The sequence below is a fragment of the Lysinibacillus sp. OF-1 genome (assembly GCF_028356935.1).
Lineage (GTDB): Bacteria > Bacillota > Bacilli > Bacillales_A > Planococcaceae > Lysinibacillus > Lysinibacillus fusiformis_D.
The window spans coordinates 4465147-4483483 of sequence record NZ_CP102798.1; the positions used below are offsets into that span (position 1 = coordinate 4465147).

The 18337-nt window shown below is 36.6% G+C and carries 16 protein-coding genes; 4 read left to right on the forward strand and 12 right to left on the reverse strand.

The window, feature by feature from the left end; genetic code table 11:
* Positions 1-127: 127 nt before the first annotated feature.
* The 5 genes from NV349_RS21910 to NV349_RS21930 form a co-directional block, all read right to left on the reverse strand.
* Positions 128-559: a MarR family winged helix-turn-helix transcriptional regulator gene (locus tag NV349_RS21910; RefSeq protein ID WP_036128813.1), complete on the reverse strand. Its 432-nt coding sequence runs from the start codon at positions 557-559 to the stop codon at positions 128-130.
* Positions 549-830, reverse strand: coding sequence for a transporter suffix domain-containing protein (locus NV349_RS21915; RefSeq protein WP_036128815.1), 282 nt, complete (start codon positions 828-830; stop codon positions 549-551). Before NV349_RS21915 ends, NV349_RS21910 begins: the two co-directional genes overlap by 11 nt.
* Positions 831-993: 163 nt before the next feature.
* Positions 994-2637 carry a DUF4179 domain-containing protein gene (locus NV349_RS21920; protein ID WP_058845231.1) on the reverse strand — a complete coding sequence of 548 codons (1644 nt, stop codon included), beginning with the start codon at positions 2635-2637 and terminating at the stop codon, positions 994-996.
* The gene (locus tag NV349_RS21925) at positions 2624-3157 is read right to left on the reverse strand and encodes an RNA polymerase sigma factor (protein WP_036128819.1); all 534 of its coding nucleotides are present in this window, start codon (positions 3155-3157) and stop codon (positions 2624-2626) included. The genes NV349_RS21920 and NV349_RS21925 overlap by 14 nt, the downstream gene beginning before the upstream one ends.
* Before the next feature lie 178 nt (positions 3158-3335).
* Positions 3336-3881: a TetR/AcrR family transcriptional regulator gene (locus NV349_RS21930; protein ID WP_036128821.1), complete on the reverse strand. Its 546-nt coding sequence runs from the start codon at positions 3879-3881 to the stop codon at positions 3336-3338.
* Positions 3882-4045: 164 nt separating this feature from the next.
* Here NV349_RS21930 and NV349_RS21935 point away from each other — a divergent pair, with 164 nt between their 5' ends.
* On the forward strand, positions 4046-4963 hold the full coding sequence (locus NV349_RS21935) for an alpha/beta hydrolase (protein ID WP_036128823.1): 918 nt from the start codon (positions 4046-4048) through the stop codon (positions 4961-4963).
* A gap of 101 nt (positions 4964-5064) precedes the next feature.
* On the opposite strand, the gene NV349_RS21940 is transcribed toward NV349_RS21935, so the two are convergent.
* From NV349_RS21940 to NV349_RS21970, 7 genes are all read right to left on the reverse strand, one after another.
* A complete protein-coding gene (locus tag NV349_RS21940) occupies positions 5065-6276 on the reverse strand; it encodes an MFS transporter (RefSeq protein ID WP_089933680.1) in 1212 nt (403 codons plus the stop codon).
* Between the two features lie 155 nt (positions 6277-6431).
* Entirely contained in the window at positions 6432-7793 is a 1362-nt protein-coding gene (locus tag NV349_RS21945) for a TraB/GumN family protein (protein ID WP_082673780.1), read from the reverse strand.
* A gap of 232 nt (positions 7794-8025) precedes the next feature.
* Positions 8026-8718, reverse strand: coding sequence for a stalk domain-containing protein (locus NV349_RS21950; protein ID WP_271911372.1), 693 nt, complete (start codon positions 8716-8718; stop codon positions 8026-8028).
* 211 nt (positions 8719-8929) lie between these two features.
* Positions 8930-10591 (reverse strand): AraC family transcriptional regulator, encoded by a 1662-nt coding sequence (locus NV349_RS21955; protein ID WP_271911375.1) that lies wholly within the window; start codon positions 10589-10591, stop codon positions 8930-8932.
* Positions 10592-10728: 137 nt separating this feature from the next.
* Entirely contained in the window at positions 10729-11727 is a 999-nt protein-coding gene (locus NV349_RS21960) for an ABC transporter substrate-binding protein (RefSeq protein ID WP_271911378.1), read from the reverse strand.
* 318 nt (positions 11728-12045) lie between these two features.
* The gene (locus NV349_RS21965; protein ID WP_036128833.1) at positions 12046-12534 is read right to left on the reverse strand and encodes a VOC family protein; all 489 of its coding nucleotides are present in this window, start codon (positions 12532-12534) and stop codon (positions 12046-12048) included.
* Between the two features lie 375 nt (positions 12535-12909).
* Positions 12910-14202, reverse strand: coding sequence for a CitMHS family transporter (locus tag NV349_RS21970; RefSeq protein WP_058845225.1), 1293 nt, complete (start codon positions 14200-14202; stop codon positions 12910-12912).
* Positions 14203-14565: 363 nt separating this feature from the next.
* Here NV349_RS21970 and NV349_RS21975 point away from each other — a divergent pair, with 363 nt between their 5' ends.
* From NV349_RS21975 to NV349_RS21985, 3 genes are all read left to right on the forward strand, one after another.
* Positions 14566-16170 (forward strand): AraC family transcriptional regulator, encoded by a 1605-nt coding sequence (locus tag NV349_RS21975; RefSeq protein WP_058845224.1) that lies wholly within the window; start codon positions 14566-14568, stop codon positions 16168-16170.
* Between the two features lie 98 nt (positions 16171-16268).
* Positions 16269-17246, forward strand: a complete 978-nt coding sequence (locus NV349_RS21980; protein WP_058845223.1) for an ABC transporter substrate-binding protein — start codon at positions 16269-16271, stop codon at positions 17244-17246.
* The gene (locus tag NV349_RS21985) at positions 17247-18293 is read left to right on the forward strand and encodes an NAD(P)/FAD-dependent oxidoreductase (RefSeq protein ID WP_271911386.1); all 1047 of its coding nucleotides are present in this window, start codon (positions 17247-17249) and stop codon (positions 18291-18293) included.
* The last annotated feature ends 44 nt before the right edge of the window (positions 18294-18337 follow it).

Sequence of the window (18337 nt, forward strand, 5' to 3'; positions counted from 1 at the left end):
AAATGCTTTCATTTCTTCCTCGTCTTCTCATCTGCTAAAAAGATTTCATGAAGACTAATGGTCATGTTTATTCCCCCTTTAATATTAAGGGTTACTATAAACACGGGTGTTAAAATGTAACATTTCACTAAAATTTATGCAGTATTATGTTTAATTTTTCAAGAGTGTCTAACATTTCGGCTAGCTCGTCAGATGATAAATAGGCATGGTATTTTTCAGTAATCTGTTGGTTAAATGCTTCCACTTCTTGTTGATAAAGTAATCCCTTTTCACCTAATTCTATAGAAAATGCTCGCTTATCTTCAACATGCTGCTTTTTTGTAATGTAGCCATCCTTTTCAAGCTTTGCTAACTGCTGACTCACTGCACTTTTCGTAATTGCCATTTTTTCAGCTAGTTCCGAAGGTGAGCAGGATGGATGTCGAATCACTAATGTTAAAAGAACATATTGCTGATTATTTAAGGAGAATTTAGTATAGGCCCTTTCCATTTTCTCAAGGATGATCCAAATATCTTCTATCGTTTGATTAATTTGCTCCGCTACATTGTTAGTCTTCATTTTTTTGAGTATCACCTTTTTCACGCCATTTTTTAGGATTTAGATAGCTTTTAAATTTGTTCGCTACTTCTTTCCCAACAAGTAAAGCACCCAGCCAAAACATGATTTCAGCAACTATAATACTTCCTGGTATTATACCTGCTTTTACTTTTGTAGGTATCGGTGTGAATGGTGTAATGATTGGGATTAACCACAGTGAAAGGGAAAAAATAATAATGCCTATTCCAAGCTTATAAGCAAAGGATTTTTGTGTTTTTTCATTAGAGGTCATATGTCTTCTCCTGTACAATAATTTATTTAAGTTAACTAAACTATATGATAAATTTATTTTTATGTAAAGCCGTTTTATCTTTACAAGAAAATAAAAACCCCTATCTATTTGAATACTGATGAGCCAAATAGATGGGGTTAGACTATCATACTTTAAGTATTTATTATTTCCCAGATGTAAGCGGCACACGTAGCTCTGCATCTGGATCATTCGTAGTATATTTCCAAATATAAATATCGAGCTCTTTATCCTTGAAGTTCTTATACTCATCCACGTGCTTATTATTCCCATTACCAAGTATTTTAGCAATCAGAGGCATTCCATAGTTACGATCTTTATGATCTAGATAATAGGTTTGAGAGACACCACCAAATGTAGGATCAGTGCTAAAGGATTCAACGTAGAGGTTGCTATCTTTCTTATAGTAAGTCCACGTTATTGAATACTCTCCAATCGTAGATGTCTTACTTTGAGGTTTCTCTGATATGTCAGTTAACCGAATCGGTTGTTGATCACCGTCTTTTACATCAACACGATGTTTAGCTACCAATGTCACAGATTGATTCGACAACGAGGACACATCCACTCCCGTCAATTCAAAACGAAGCTCTGTTTTATACGGATCTTTTTCTATATCCCATCTCCCTCCATCCAAAAATACTCCTCCAATATCCAGCTGATAATCAATGTAAGGAATATATGCATATTTCTCCTTATGTGTCAGTATTAAACGTACTTGTGTTGGAGTAACTTTCATTTCATGAATTTTTATCCCCTCAGATGCATTTTCTAAAGGAATATTGACTACTTTTTTAAATGACCCCTTCTTCAATTCTTCTTTGGATAACTTCATCTCTATATTCCAACTATCCTTTGCAATATTTAATGTATGTTCATAAGTTAGTTGGAACTTTGTACCTTTCGCTCGTAAGTTGTGTGATGTGAAAATTTGCTGACTAAAGTATTCACCTGTTGCACCAGGAGTTCCAAATACAGGTGTTTCCTCTTCTTTAATAGGCTGATTTTTATCATCAATAGCCTTGATACGTACCCATTTGTTCTTCATTTCAGAATCTGTAAATTTAACCGCTGACTGAAGCATTACTTTCCCTTCTGATTGTTCAAAGGTTTGTAGAATTACATTGCCGATTCCATCCTTTTGAATAGCGAAATTCTGCGTATGAGAGTCATTAGGGTTGTAAGGAATAGGCAGTTCTTCATCACCTATGGAATGAATGTTCTTCATTAAAAATTTAATGTCCGATTTCTGATCATCTGCTACCCAGTCTGTCTCAAAATACCCTTGGAAAAGACCAAGATCTTCATTCCATCGATGTGAGTAATTCCCTTTAATAAAATCGCCATTAGAATCTTGAAGTCCAATTTGATCAAAGCTCACATTCTTTCCATCCCAAGATGCTTCAGGTTTCAAACTATATAGCAGAAATGTTCTGTTATCATCGATAAACGCTGTATGTACAGTTAGCGTGAACCCTTCCTTCGTAACAGATTGTTCAATCGTCTGCCCTAAGCCTTGTTCTAATGCAGACTGAATACCAGCTCTATAAGAAAGAATATTGGACCAATCATAATTCAGTGCTGCATAGACGGGTGTAGCCATTAAAGCGACAGCTAGTCCCGCAACCAAAACAAATCTTTTTCTTTTACGAGGTCGAAGTTCGATGGGTTCATCTGCAATCTTTAACTTATCCTGCTGGATACTATTCCACATTTGATCAAAGTCAGGATACGACATGTTATGGTCTGCCTTCATTTCATTGTTAAGCTTCTTTTCAATGCGTTCCAAATTGTTTCTCTCCCTTCAACGATAGGTTTTGATTTTGTTCCAACTTTTTGCGCATTATTTTCAATGCCTTATGAAGTCTCGATTTCACTGTACCCACTGGAATCCCTAGAGCTTCAGCAATTTCAGCTAACGATAGCTCACCGATATAGCGAAGGGTGACGACAGCCATTAATTTTTCAGGTAATTGCTTAAATAGCCCCTCCCATTCTTCCTCCGCTACCTTTTCCAATACAATGGTGTCTACAGATTTAACTGATTCTGTAGTTTGCTCATGAAGCAATAGAATCTGACTTTGTTTTTTTAACTGTGCCTGTTTTCTTTTAAGCATATTTAAGCATTGATTCATTGCAATTCGTAAAATCCAAGCACGCGTATGCTCAACATCCCTCCAATCTTGACGAAAAACGGTGACAAATACGTCATGGCAGAGGTCCTCTGCATCTTGGGTGTTCCGTAGCATGTAATAGCAGGTACGGTAGACATCTTTGTTGTATGCATCGAATAATTCACGTTCTGTCAATCTAAGGCACTCCTTTCTGATTGTTCTACTTTATAAACAAATGACTACTAGAAAAGGTTCATCTTTTTGGAAAAAGCCGTTACTTCACTTTAAAGATCCAACACGATAACCCTGCTCTAATGAAAGAGCAGGGTTTATCTACTTGCATTGTTTCTTTTTTGAACAGTGAAACAGGCATTTATAAATTTCTTTTCACTAATCTTCCTACTTGTTTTGCTACTAATTCGATATCACCATCGACCTCTTCTAAAACATAAGACTCTAAAACACCTAAGACAGCTGTTCCTAAAAACTTTAAGATAATATGTTTATCAATCCCCTGATTTGAAGGAGCATTTACATCTAATTTCTTATCGATTTCTCCCATAATAAAGACTAATAATTTTTTTCGAAATGAGAGTGTACTTTCACTTCTAAATAACGATGCAAAAAAAAGCTTGTGCTGCTGAAAGTAGGTAAACCATATAACGGTTCCTTCTATAAAGCCCTTCTCTTTCTTCTGATCACATATTTCTCTCAGACATGCTAAATGATCCTCAACAATTTTGTCTAATAAATCATATTTATCTGTGTAATGAAGATAAAATGTTTTTCTTCCGATGTCCGCTTTTTCACTTATATTTTTTACAGTAATATCATCAAAACCTTCATTTATCAACATTGCTAAAAATGAGGATTGTATCGCCTGTTGAGATTTCGTTTTTCTTCTATCCATTTTTTCCACGTTAAAACCTCCACGTTTTAATACACAGTTTTCATTTTATGTGTCATAACACACAATTGCTTGAATATGGTCATTGTTGTGACTACCTGTCTTTATTATTATAAATATACACGAGTGTAATAAAACTCACAAGTGTATATAAAACGTATAAAGGTGGTCTTCATATGACAGTTACAAAGAATAATGTAAGATTCAATGCAAGGGGAATAAAGCTTGCTGGTATTTTATACTTACCGGGGAAAGCTAACGAAAAGGAATCAAACCCTGCCATCGTTTGTGTACATCCAGGTAGTAGCTGTAAAGATCAAACAGCAGGTCTCTATGCTGAGAAGCTAGCAGAGTTAGGCTATGTCACAATTGCATTTGATGCCTCCTATCAAGGAGAAAGTGAAGGAGAGCCTCGATATATAGAAGAACCAGCTGCACGTGTTGAAGATATTCGTTGTGCGGTAGATTACTTGACTACACTTGCGTATGTAGATAAAAACCGTATTGGTGTCTTAGGGGTTTGTGCTGGAGGAGGTTATGCAGTGAATGCAGCAATGACAGAACGCCGCATTAAAGCGGTTGGTACAGTCGTTGGTGCAAATATTGGTCGATTAAATCGTGAAAGTGATCCTATTAAAGCGTTAGAGGCAATCGGTCAACAGCGTACTGCTGAAGCTCGGGGCGCCGAGTCCATGATAACAAATTGGATTCCTAAAAACCAAGCAGCGCTAGAGCAAGCTGGGATTACTGATATTGATATTATAGAAGCAGTTGATTATTACACAACCCCAAGAGGTCAAAGTCCAAACTCTCCGAATAAGTTAAACTTTACAAGTATGGGATCTGTCATTGGTTTTGATGCTTTTCATTTAGTTGAGGAATTACTAACTCAGCCGTTACAAATTATTATTGGTAGTGTACAAGGGGCATTCGGGTCATATAAAGATGGTCATGAGCTATATAAAAGAGCAGCTTCACAGAATAAAGATTTACTTGTCGTTGAAGGGGCAAGTCACTATGATTTATACGATCAACCAGAACCTGTTCAAATTGCTGTTGAAAAATTAGCCACATTCTATAATGAGTATCTTTAACTAAAGCTATTAGTTGAACCGAACTCTCTATAGTAAGTACTATCAAAAGTGCTCCTATTCAATGTTCGGTTCATCTATCATTAAAACGCAGGGATTACATTCTAAACAATCTCTTCCTTCAAACCCTCATAGGCAGACTTTGAATGCATAAATACATATAAAAGTAGAGAAATAAAAATAGCTAAGATACCAAATACAATACATACTAACTGTAGCGAAAGCCAGTCCGCTAATATGCCTAAAGCTAACGTAAAGACAATCTGTAGCATATTTACGCCCATTGTGGAAACACTGCCGAAGCGACCCATAATGGCTGATGGCACACTCAATTGATAAAATGTACTGTATCCCGCATTACAAAATGACATACATATCCCTAAGGCAATAAAACTAATGGTCCCCATTGCTACATTCGGTGATAAATAAAATAAGGTGTAGCAAATCGTTGTCAAAAGCAGACCATAAATAATATATTGTCTAGTTGAAAACCTTTTAGCATACCGAGCAGCCATTGCTCCACCGATAATCGCCCCAATCCCTGCAATACTAACCATTACACCATATAGACTATCTGAGGCTTGTAAGTTCTGTTTAATAAATGTAGCTTCCTGTGAATCTAATGCAAAAGCAATCATTAAAGCACCTTGAAAATAGAGAAAAACTTTGGCAAAGGCTCGCTCCTTTTTAATATAGGCATAGACAATACCATAATCCTCTTTTAGCATCTGCCAGGTAAGCCGTTGTCGGTGCATGTCCTGACGACCGTCTACTACTGGAAGCTTGAAAATGGCCAATGCACATACAAAGAACGTTAAAGCATTAAACCAAATTGCTACGGATACATCTGATAAAGCAATGATAAACCCAGCCAGTGCAGGCCCAATTAAAAATGAACCTGAGCTAAACATTCCTAGAATGGCATTAAAGGATTGTTTATCTTTGTCTGGCACATATTTTGCAATATAATAGGTACTACTTGGTCCAAAAAAGCTACTCGCTATATTAGATAAAAATAATACGCCATAAATAAGCCAAATAGAAGACGTAAATGGTAACAATAAAATCAGTATCCCGCGAATGATGTCACTATAGATCATTAATTTTTGTTTATTGGATCGATCAATAATAGAGCCTGCAAAAAAGCTGGTTAAAATACGAGCGATTGGCCCTACAATAAATATACTAGCCATGGCAGTAGGTGACTCTGTCAAATGCCAAACTAATAAATTGAGCGCAACAAGATTTACCCAATTTCCTAAATATGAAAAACCAAAGCCAAACAGAATGAGACGATATTTCCTAATAATGCGCATAGGTCTCCCTTCTAGCTCTCAAAAATAGATTTTTGGTCATTTTTTACATAAAAGTACTCTTTTAGACAATCATATCTATTGAGGGATTTTGGTGCAACTAAAAATAGCAACCCTTAGCTAGGTCCATAGCTTTGGGTTGCCTTTTTAGTTTTTCTTTATTGATAAAATGGTTTTACATTGTATCCGCTTTTCTCCAAGTGATAGCGAATATTTTTATCGACTAGGAAGTGACCAGAACCAACTACAACAAAGTACTTACCTTCTTTTTCTTCAAGTACATTCATGATTTTCTTTGCCATTTGTTCATCACGTAAACCAAATAGCATTTTATTGAATTCTGATGATGTACCTTCCATTGCTTGGAAGCTTTTTGCGAACTCCTCAACATTCCCTTTATTCCAGCTTGTAAACCACTCTTTAAGAATTTTTGATTGATTTTCATCAGAAGGACTGATGATACTATCCAACACTGCGACTAATGACTGCTCCTGTGCTTCTGGTGATAATGCATCAAACATATCAACTTGTGCTTTTACTCCTTCTAATTCAATGACTGGCTTTTGTTGCAACTGTGCATTCAATAAGAAGTATACATCAATACCATGCATCGTCATCTCTTGTGGCGTCAATCCAAAGGAATCGTCCATTGCCAGCATTGATAACGCACTAGATAGCATCCAAGGCTTTTGCATTGTCAGCTGATCCATCGGAAGATCGTAAAGCTTTGCAACTTGCTCAAGCTTTGCATATGTTTCTGGTGCCACAGCATCTTTCAATGTTTTACCTTCTGTATACAGTGCCTTTTCTGAATAATATTCAAGTGCTTTTGTATCCAAAATATTTGCCTCAACTAATAGCGCATCCGATTCATTGAACGCTGTTACTAATTTTTTATCGAAAGGATATAAGTCTGGTGTGCCTAGATGGATGGATCCTAATAAGTACACAGTCGTATCCTCATCCTCTACAACCCAGGCCACCCCCTTCGATCCTTGTTCTGCAAGGGCATATGTACTTTTAATGAAACGAACAGCTAGTATAACAGCCTGCTGTGTTGTTGCTTTTTTTTCTAAATGCAGTCCGTTTGGAGAACCTTGTAATATATTTTGTTCTTTCATAAATTGAATGGCATCTTTGCCAACAGGTAAATCATAGCGTGCTACGATATTGTACATGCGCTTCACAATATCACCACGTGTATTATCGTTCTTTACACTCACTGGCTTGTATTGTTTATTTTCAGCTAAACCTAGAGTAGCAATTTTCTTTTCTGTCAAAGCTAGTAATTCATTTACTTTATCCACCGAAATTTCTTCAAGGAAACCATCGTAATACCATTCCATAGGGAAAATACCATATTTTTCTCCCTCATTTAATGTTTCAATAGCCCACGGACTAATCGATGGAACTTGAGGCTGTAATTGCTCTTCAGCATGAATCACAGGTACAACCGTTGTCAGCATTAACGAAGCACCAAGCAATACTGCACTTGTTCGTTTCATCATCTTTTTCATCATACTCTTTTCTCTCCTATCTCCTATTTTATGTATCAACACCGCTTGAAATTATACCATATAAATAACAACTATATTATACTTAAATGTGAAAAAATTAACAAAATTGTATTACCATTAAAGTTATGTCGAAATAGTTATCTATAAGCTACGTAATGCGACGTAGTTAATGCCGTTCACGCAAATAAATAAGACGATGACAGCTATTTATGTCATCGTCTTACTTGTGTATAGTTTATTGAATAAATTTAGGATCTAATATACCTAAACCACTACCTTCAAGTTCAAATTTCACTTTTGAAGCTCCATCTAAATTAACATGAACCTTTACCTTGTCTTTGATTGCTCCACTATCATAAATCAATTTACCATCTGCGTAAATTTTCAAGAAACCTACTCCGAAAGAGTTAGCTGCTAACTTTTTAATTGGTGCCAAATTGGTTTCGAATCCTTTGTAATTTCCATTGGCTAAGTATTCCGCTGTATGGTCTTGAACAGCACCGCCCCCATGGTAACCACCAAGTTGATAAGAACGCTCGAACTTTTCACCTGTATGAATTACGATAGAACTTGGATTATGGAACAATGGGTCCTCATCACGCCCAATAGGTTTTACATCTTTCAAAGAGGTGAATTGGGGAACCTCACCAATATAAACGGATTTTGTTTTTCCGTCCCATGTTACCTTTTCACCTAAAGATTCCGCAACAAAGCGCATTGGAACATATATTGTACCTTGATAATTAAATCCAGATTGACCTTTTTGCGGCACTTTTTCAACCTTATTGACATAGTAATTGATTGGATCCTGATACACGCTGATCTTTTTCAAGTCGTTTGCCGCTTCCGTAGTTGAGAAGTACGTAAACGTCAAACCTCCTAATATAAAAAATCCTAAATAACTTGTTATTATCAATAACTTCTTCACAAAATCACTCCTTAAAATTAATATAGATATATGTAATTATACCAGAAATTTCATATAAATTTTATACCAGGATATTTTTAAACAAACTTTTTTTCTAGTAGAATTATTTTCTCTGTACTAGTTTATTTGTGCGCTATTTGAATATTAATGGAAAAAACTCGAACCATAGCTAATGGATCGAGTTTTACAGCAATTTTATTTCTTCTGCTTATCAAATAATGTTCTTTTTGAAAATAGATGGTAGCACATCTAACAACCGTTCACGTGTGATAGGGTCACAATGATTCCATGTAAAATCTACGAAATGAGTCTTACCAGGAGTTAACTTGGCTAAAGTGACAATCTGTGGACATTGAGTAATCGTTTGTAGTTCTTGAGGAGAAGCCAAGATAAAATTACGTTCTCCAGCATAGTGATTTATTTGATGCTGCTGGATTTCTATCCATGCTTGCCCTTGCTCAATTAGGTGCATTACTTTGGGAGTGGGACGGAAGCCAAGTGATTCATACAAGCTAGCAGCCAATCCGGTCTGACACATAACGTAAAATTTTACACCAAGCTTGAGATAAACCGTAGCCGTCTCTCCAGCAACATAAGCATCCACTAATTGCCTACGTACCATTCTTACTTTGTCCTCATATGTAGTAATCCACTTCTCCGCCGCTTTACTCCGCTCAACTAGTTTAGCGATATATCGTAACCGCTCAAACAATCTAAACTTCTTGTCCAGTACAACAGTTGGAGCAAGCGCATCCAGTTCCTGCAAGTCTTGCGGATAATAGCTAAGCAATATGAACTCTGGTTGCAGCTGTGCTATTTTATCTGGATCTGCCCAATCCCCGATACTATGAATATTTCGCAATTTATTGTGATAAACCACGTTATCTCTCATGATGGAGATGGCTGCTCCTATAGGGGGTATGCCTAGAACGAGTAATTCCCCAAGTGTAAATTTTCCATCAGTCACAATACGTGTTGCACTTGTAGGAACAAGAACCCTTCTACCCAGTGAATCAATAACTGTTCTTTCTGGCGTATGAAGATGAATGTTTGCATATTCACGTGGGGTGTTTCCAGTTAATTTATGAAAGCACCGACTGAAATAGTATTCATCTTTAAAACCAATTTGTCGAGCTATTTTGCTCAATGGATCGGTCGTATTACGTAGAAGTTCTTTTGCCTGATTTATACGTAAATGAGCCACATAATCAGTCGGCTTTTTGCCAGTCAACGTTTTAAACTTTTGACTATATTGCCATCTCACCATTCCAGCCATGTTAGCCAGTTGTTCTACTGTCAAGTCCTCATCATAGTGCTGTTCTATGTACTGTACAGTTTTTTGAACCAATTGTATCTTTTCTTCATTCAACAACTCGTTAGCTTGCTCATCTAACTGGACCATCATAGCTAGTATCTGCTGAAGTCTACCTTGCATCATCGCCATTTCTGATGTGGATAGAGAGGAACAAAGCTGATTATCTATCCATGCTTCATTTCCTAATACTTGCTTGACTTGAGAAAATAACAGATTATAGGGATAACCACAAAGTAGGGGTGGGTGGGCAACCTGATTCAACGTCATCCCTTCCACTTTAAAAGTTTCAAAGGTAAAGTGTGCCAGCTGTGCCTCTTTGTTACTTGATTCTACAGTGTAGCTTTGTGTAGGTAAAATTAGAATGCAGCTTCCTTGTCGTAGATCAATAGCCATTTTGTCTACATACAGCCGTATGCCATGACTCAGTGCTATTAATAATACGCATACATTTATTTCATTATCCTTTATTCCCTCATTGTAGCTACTAGCTAGCATTATTTGATCAACTTGAAATCGTTCATAATGTTGTAGCCTAATATATAGGGGTGCTAGATTCATAAGCAACTCTCCAACCATTGAAAATGATTCTCATTATCGTTATTGTAACATATAATGACCCTCTATCAACTATTGTTCGAGTATGTACTATTTTAAAATACAAACAGTTTAAAAAATTGATTAGGTAAATACAATTTTTACTGTTTGTGCATCCATTCTGGTAACTTTTTATACAATTGCTCCAAAGCTAATAAATTATCTGTATTCCATTCATTAGGAACAACATAAACATTTCCCTTTTTGACTGCAGGTAAAGTTCCCCATATTGGGCTTTGTAGTAGTCGATCCGCCTCTGCTTCACTTTCACCATCCTCTTGTACAATGACAAACAAATGATCACCAGCAAACTCTGGAAGCACCTCTTCGGAAACCTCAAGGAAAGATACCCCTTCTACATCAATAATATTCTTCTGTACAACTGGTGGGACGGCAAAACCGTTTTCTCCATATATAATGGCGCCAAAGTTACGATCGCCCATAACATAAAGTATTTTACCTAACTGGTAGAATACCGTTGCGGTCTCCCCTTTTGCTAATTGAAGCTTATCAAACATTTCTTTAGATTGCGTTTCAAACTTAGCAATCATTTTACCCACTTCTTCCTGTTTACCCGAGATATTGCCCATCTCCTTTACACGTTCTGTATAAGGAAGAGCTGGGTTAAAGGGAATAGTCGTTGCGATTTTTGACAATTCCTCGTTAAGATTTGGATCGGACTTGTAATAACCATTAATAATCAGATCAGGTTTTAAAGTCAGAATCGTCTCTAAGTTAGCAGGATTTCCAATATCAACGATGCCTTCAAGTTTATCTCCATAGTAACTTGCAGGATCTTGAGGAAGATTATTACCAACAAGGGGAATATCCATCGCCAAGAAATCACCCGTCGTCTGACCAATATAAACTACTCGTTTTGGATCTGCAGGTATTTCAACTTGTTCGCCTGTAATCGTTGTATATTGAACCGTTGTCTCACTTTCCTCTGCTTGCACATCAGATTGAGCTGTTTTCCCATTTTCCTTACCCTGCGCATCAGACGCACTGCCATTAGAATTACTGCATGCCGATAGCATCAACAGCAACAGAAGGAAACTCCCTCCCCATAGTATAAATTGCTTTCGTAGAAGCTTTTTCACATTTATTACCCCTTTCCTTTTTATCTTCAATTGAAAATGATTATCATTTACAGCACTATTATAGTTTGTATGAAAAGGGTAAACAATGGAAAAAACGCAATGATTTATTTGGATAAATGTCAATAGCTTCCCCCAAAAAACGCACGTTCTCTTATTTCACTTATTAAGTAGCAGAAAGAAGTTTTACATTTATTTAATTATCTCTACACAGCCGTGTTTAATGACAATAACCCAGAAGAGTTTCAATAAAGTTGGATACTAATACGCAAACAGCAATAAGATTATTCAATTCAAATTTGATAAAAAATCTTGGGTTTTCTATTTAATTTCCTCAGCCAGCTCCAAAATAATTCCTTCTGGTCCGCGAACGTAGCATAATTTATAAGCATTTTCATAGTTAGATATCTCACCAATTAGTTCTGCGCCTTTCTTTGTCAATTTGGTAACAAGGGCTTCAATATCTTCAACAGCAAAGGCAATATGCTGGATACCCAGCGTATTTGCTAAAGGATGCCGTATCCCTATTTCATTTGTTGGCGCGTTAAATTTTACTAGTTCAATATTTGTATCACCATCTGGCGTTCGCAACATTACTATTTCTAAATTTGCGTCACTATCCGATAGTCGCCATATTGCCGTTTCCTCTTTAACGTCTTGAAGCCCTATTATCCGCTCCATCCTCTTTACCCACTCACCCTCCACTTTTCCTTCCCCTAGCATCTCAAGGCCAAATTCAAGGAAAAATGCTTTTGCTGCTGGAAGATCATTGACGATTATCCCCACATGATCGATCTTACGGATTTTCATATTTCATACCACCTTTCTCCTAATTTTAATAATTTCTTTTTGATTGTTGAATAGCTTTTCCCCTATACTCAACAAACTATCCACCATTGGCAAATATCTATAACTAACATGAACTAATAATCCTAAGTCTTAATCTTTTTCATCGTATATTTATGATAGTCCTTTTTACGAACAAAAACGTTTTTCTGAAACAACTCCATAGACCTTAAACATCTAATTTTTGATTAAGGGTGGTTTTAGACTCTTTTCATTTCCTCCAATAACAATCTACAAAAGAAGCCCATTACTTTTGTAGATTTAATACAGATAAACAATTTTTCACTTGATCATCTCTTTAACCCCATGGACAATAGATTTTAAACTTATTATGTTAATTTAAAGAGGGAAAATCCCTAATACTACACAGACGATCATCATGACAATGGTAGAACCGAAAGCCCACTTTAAGAAGATACGTTGTAATGTGCCGAAATCCTCTCCAACCATACCTACTAATAAATAAGTAGATGGAACAAGTGGACTTAGAAGATGGACTGGCATCCCTAATAGAGAAGCTCTACCAATTAAGGCGGGGTCGATGCCATATACCGCTCCTGCCTTGGCAAGTAATGGCAGCACTCCATAGTAAAAGGCATCGTTGGACATAAAAAATGTAAAAGGTGCGCTAAGGATGGCTGTAACTACTGCAAAATGAGAACCCATTGCATCTGGAATATAATGAATTACTGAGTTTGCCATCGCATCTACCATTGCTGTTCCTGAAAGAATCCCTGTAAAAATCCCAGCTGCAAAAACCATTGAAACAACTGATAATGCATTGTCAGCATAATTCGCAATACGTTCCTTTTGGTCTTTCAATTTTGGATAGTTTACAGTAATCGCAATCGCAAAACCAAGCATGAATAATGTAACAGGTGGTAATAGCTCCATAATTAACGCTATTAAAAGAATGATTGTTAGTGCATAGTTAAAGATAATTAGTTTTGGACGTTTCAAAGAGTCATCCTCGACTGTAGCAGCAGGCTGAACTGCAGTTTCATAATCATATTCTATAACACCAATTCGCTTCCTCTCCTGTCTTCCGAACATAAATGCCATGAGCAGAACAAAGATAGCACCGCCAATCATCGCGGGAATCACGGGTGTAAAAACTTCAGACATTTCAAGATTCAATGCTGTCATAACCCTTGCAGTTGGCCCTCCCCAAGGTAGGAGGTTCATAACACCTGAGGCTGAAACGGCAATACCGGCTAATACAATTGGTCGCATGCCAATTCTTTTATAAAGCGGTAAAAATGCTGAAATAGTAATCATGTAGGTTGTTGTACCATCACCATCTAAAGAAATCAGAAGGGCTAATACGGCTGTTCCGATGGCAATTTTTACAGGATCACCTTTTACTAACCTAAGAATTGTTTGAATGATTGGATCAAATACTCCAGCATCAATCAAAATACCAAAGAAAAGAATGGCAAATAAAATCATAATCCCGGTTGGAGCCACACTTTTAATCCCATCCAACATCATAGGACCCATTTCACTTCCGAATCCACCAATAACTGCAAACGTAATGGGAACTACAATTAATGCAATCATTGCTGTAAGACGACCAGTCATAATCAAAATCATAAATACTATTATCATTAAAAAACCTAAAATTGCTAGCATTCTAATCCCCCCAATGACCCTTTTAAGTTATTTATCAATTCTATAAATAACTAATTTTCCGAATATTAAACCTTATAGTAAAACAACATCGAGCAAATGTAATCGTTTTCAAATTAATGTTTATTAATTTCTTTATATCTATTACGTACATTTTGTTCACTAAAAGTAATACCTTCCATTTCAATAGCTTCTTAAGATGCCTATTGTACACATTAAAAATACCTCCCTTATCAAAGGGAGGCCATACATTTTGATGTTCTGTAAGGATTTTTTATTTCCTATGTTTGAACTTGTCTTTTTTATGCCGTCTGCTGTGATATTCCGTAGTATACTTTTATCACAACAAACTAAAGGAGTACATAAATGCTTGATTCTAATCCTAATTGGCTGGCACATTGCACAGAAATAAAAGATTTAGCCAAATCCTTATTTCAAAAGTCTACGATACATCTTGAAAGTGCGGCTCTCTTATTGATTACGGATGGCCAAACCACCCTGTCCATTAATGGGCACAAAGAGCATATTGTTTTTGGGCATTTGATTGCCCTCGAAAGTGATGCGGTTATCCAACTTACAAATACAAACCGTCTTGATTTTTCAGGCTATTTAATTAGCTTTGCACTGTATGATACAGCAATGAAATTAACCCGTAAATGGTCTATCAATACAATGAATGGTTACTATATTCAGCGAGTGCCTGAAACGATCATAGCTGATATTCGGATGTCGCTCGCTAAAAATATAGACCCTCTCCATAACACCATTAAACAATTTATTTTATACAGTTTGTTGAAGGAATTACAGCAAGAGCAATCAACAGATGAATACACACTTGAGGAAAGAATGGAACAGACAGTTATTTATATGCAAAAAAAATATAACCAAACAATGACAAGAGATGAACTAGCAGCCATCGCTGGATATAGCCCATGGTATTATTCGAGAAAGTTCATTGAGTTATATGATAAAACACCGATAGCTTATTTAATTAGTTATCGTATTTACCGTGCGCAAGAAATGCTATTAACAACAGATGATTTATCACAAAATGTCGCAAAAAAAGTTGGTTTTGATGATGTGCAGCACTTTAGTCGACAGTTTAAACGCATTGTAGGTCGTCCACCTAAGAAATTCAAAAAGACCGTTGGTGAATATCGTGTTTGCTTTCTATCACCTGCACACGCAGAAATTGCAATCGCATTAGGGGTTATACCAAATTGTGTTACTGTGACGAGCTCCCTCACTCCAAAATATCAAAAGAATCTTTTTCATGAAGTTGGTACAACCATCTTAGAAATGCCTCAATATGTGATTCAACAAGACATCATTGTACAACAGCAACCCGATTTAATTATCGGTGTCGACTTAACGGAAGAGACAAAACAACACTTCCAAACGATCGCACCTGTAATTACCGGGCTACCTTATGATTTAAATTCATCAATTCGTTACTTTGGTGAATTGTTTAATAAAGAGAATGAAGCTACACAAATTATTCACGAACTTACGACACATGTAGATGTTCTAAAAAATAAAATACAACACCATCTTGTAAAGAATGCTACTGTACTTTACTTACGTGTGGAGGAGTTGGGTTATCGCTATGTCGGTGAATCTTCTAGTGACTCCGCTACCCTTTTATATCAGGAACTTGGCTTAAAAATGCCTGAATCATTGCGCACAAATAAAAATAGTTTCAACATATGTTCTTTACAACAATTAGTGGTAGCCAATCCTACTTATTTGTTTATTGAAAAACGCATAATGGATTATTATACAGCCGACCTTAGCTTAGCTACTTTACAAAAAAGTGAGCAGTGGAAAAATTTAGATGCTGTGAAAAATAAACGTGTGTTTTATGTGGATACGGGTTTATGGATAAACAATTGCAGTGTGTTTGGCAAAAGAAAAATTATGCAACAGATTGAGCAGTCGATTTTGGATGGTGTTTGCCCTAAAACACAATAATCCAATTTTTAAGGCACTTTACGCTATAGTAGGCACTCTCATTCCCTGTTATTATTTGATAGTGATAATCATTATCAAATAAAAAGGAGCTATAATCAATGAAAAAAACGATGCAATATATACTTTTTATGTTAGTAGCTTTAACATTAGTTGCTTGCTCAAGCACTAATAAAGAGAGCGGAAATGAGACAAAGGGTCAAGAAGAACAAAGTGAGCCTACAACGAGTGTTGTAAAAGATGCCTATGGTGATGTCACGATCCCTACTGAACCTAAAAATATGTTAGTTCTTAGTTCTAACTATGCTGAAAACTTAATTGAAATCGGTGTAACGCCTCAAATGGTGACAGTTGTTGAAGAAATTGAACCTGAGTATCGCTTCAAATTATTCAATGACAACAATGTTAAAATTATTCCGACTGTGCAATATGAAGATAATTTAGAAGTTATTCTTGAAGCTGCACCAGATGTCATTATTGCTCAGGGTGCAGCGATTGATGCTAAAAAATACGAAGCTTTAAGTAAAATTGCTCCTACTGTTGCTGTTGAGGCAGGCGTTGCAATAGATGAATATGTTCCTGTGCTTGGTGAACTGTTCAAGAAAGAGAAAGAAGCTACACTTGCTCTCGAGAAGTATAGGGAAAAAATAGAAGAAACCAAAGAAAAACTACACGATGCTATAGGTGACGAAAAAATTCTTGTATTACGGGTAGAACAAAATCAATACCGTGTACTAGGCACTGAAAAAGGTAGCCCTGGTAGTGATATGCTATACACACAACTTGGGTTAAATATTCCAACTATGTTGAAAGATAATAATGAGTGGTTCACGCCCATTTCCTTAGAGGTTTTACCTGACATTGATGCAGACCATATTTTTGTCGAACAACGTCAAATGCAAAATTATAGTAGTGAACAATCTATGAAAGATTTAGAGAATAGCCCGATGTGGCAAGCAATGGATGCTGTGAAAATCGGCAATGTTTATCCATTAAAAACAGCAGATTACGTTGTAGGTGAAGGTTTAATTGGCTCTCCACTATTCCTTGATTATTTAGTTGAAAAGTTGGTGCCTTAAATGGAACAAGAGATTTATGATGTAATTATAATCGGTGGTGGGCCGGCTGGCATGTATGCTGCCTTTTACAGTGGCATGCGTGAAATGAAAACGAAAATTATCGAAGTAAAACAGGAATTAGGTGGTTTTATGCGCACCTATCCCGAGAAATTGGTATGGGATGTCGGTGGTATTGAACCTATTCGCTGTGAAGAAATTATTCATTCCTTAATCAAGCAAGCTATGACATTTAATCCAACAATCGTATTTGGTCAAGAAGTTGTTGGCATGGAAAAACGCGACGATGGCATTTTCGTCTTAACAGCTAAAACAGGCGAGAAACATTATACGAAAACGATTATTTTAGCTACAGGACGTGGTATTACACGCATTCAAAAATTAACGATTGAAGGCGCTGACCGTTATGAACTAAACAACCTTCACTATACGGTAACGAACATCAATAGGTTTAAAGATAAACGTGTACTCATTTCTGGTGGCGGCGACTCAGCTGTAGATTGGGCTATTGAAATGGCTCCTATTGCCAAAGAAGTATACGTTGTTCATAGACGAGATGACTTCAGTGCCTTTGAATCATCTGTAACACGCATGAAGTCTATCGCAACAACCTATGTTCCGTATACAGTTTCTCGTTTACATGGCAATGGCAATAAAATTGAACATGTCATATTACAGCATGTTGATTCTAATGATATGACAAAAATTGAAGTAGATGAAGTGCTTGTCAATCACGGATTTGACCGACACTTTGGCGGCGCCATTTTAGATTGGGGCTTGGCCTCTGAAGAATGGGGCATTTCCGTTACTCCCAAAATGGGTACAAGCATGCCAGGCATCTTTGGCGCAGGCGATATTGTAACGAATGAAGGGAAAATAAGACTGATTGCAGGCGCATTTAACGATGCTGTCCTCGCTGTCAATAGCGCCAAATTATACATTGACCCTACAGAATCAAAAATGGCAGGCGTATCTTCTCATAATGACCGCTTCGCTGAAAAAAATGAAGCGTTACAACAAAAGAATAAAGCTGTAACTACACATAAATAATTAGCTAATACCTTCCCCATTAGATAAACAAATCATCTGTTTAT

What these genes read in the sequence shown, in the direction of transcription:
- NV349_RS21965 (WP_036128833.1), bottom strand. Translation starts at nt 12,534, where the DNA reads ATGAAAATCCGTAAGATCGATCATGTGGGGATAATCGTCAATGATCTT.
- NV349_RS21915 (WP_036128815.1), bottom strand. Translation starts at nt 830, where the DNA reads ATGACCTCTAATGAAAAAACACAAAAATCCTTTGCTTATAAGCTTGGA.
- NV349_RS21910 (WP_036128813.1), bottom strand. Translation starts at nt 559, where the DNA reads ATGAAGACTAACAATGTAGCGGAGCAAATTAATCAAACGATAGAAGAT.
- NV349_RS21935 (WP_036128823.1), top strand. Translation starts at nt 4,046, where the DNA reads ATGACAGTTACAAAGAATAATGTAAGATTCAATGCAAGGGGAATAAAG.
- NV349_RS21955 (WP_271911375.1), bottom strand. Translation starts at nt 10,591, where the DNA reads ATGAATCTAGCACCCCTATATATTAGGCTACAACATTATGAACGATTT.
- NV349_RS21940 (WP_089933680.1), bottom strand. Translation starts at nt 6,276, where the DNA reads ATGCGCATTATTAGGAAATATCGTCTCATTCTGTTTGGCTTTGGTTTT.
- NV349_RS21980 (WP_058845223.1), top strand. Translation starts at nt 16,269, where the DNA reads ATGAAAAAAACGATGCAATATATACTTTTTATGTTAGTAGCTTTAACA.
- NV349_RS21985 (WP_271911386.1), top strand. Translation starts at nt 17,247, where the DNA reads ATGGAACAAGAGATTTATGATGTAATTATAATCGGTGGTGGGCCGGCT.
- NV349_RS21975 (WP_058845224.1), top strand. Translation starts at nt 14,566, where the DNA reads ATGCTTGATTCTAATCCTAATTGGCTGGCACATTGCACAGAAATAAAA.
- NV349_RS21945 (WP_082673780.1), bottom strand. Translation starts at nt 7,793, where the DNA reads ATGATGAAAAAGATGATGAAACGAACAAGTGCAGTATTGCTTGGTGCT.
- NV349_RS21970 (WP_058845225.1), bottom strand. Translation starts at nt 14,202, where the DNA reads ATGCTAGCAATTTTAGGTTTTTTAATGATAATAGTATTTATGATTTTG.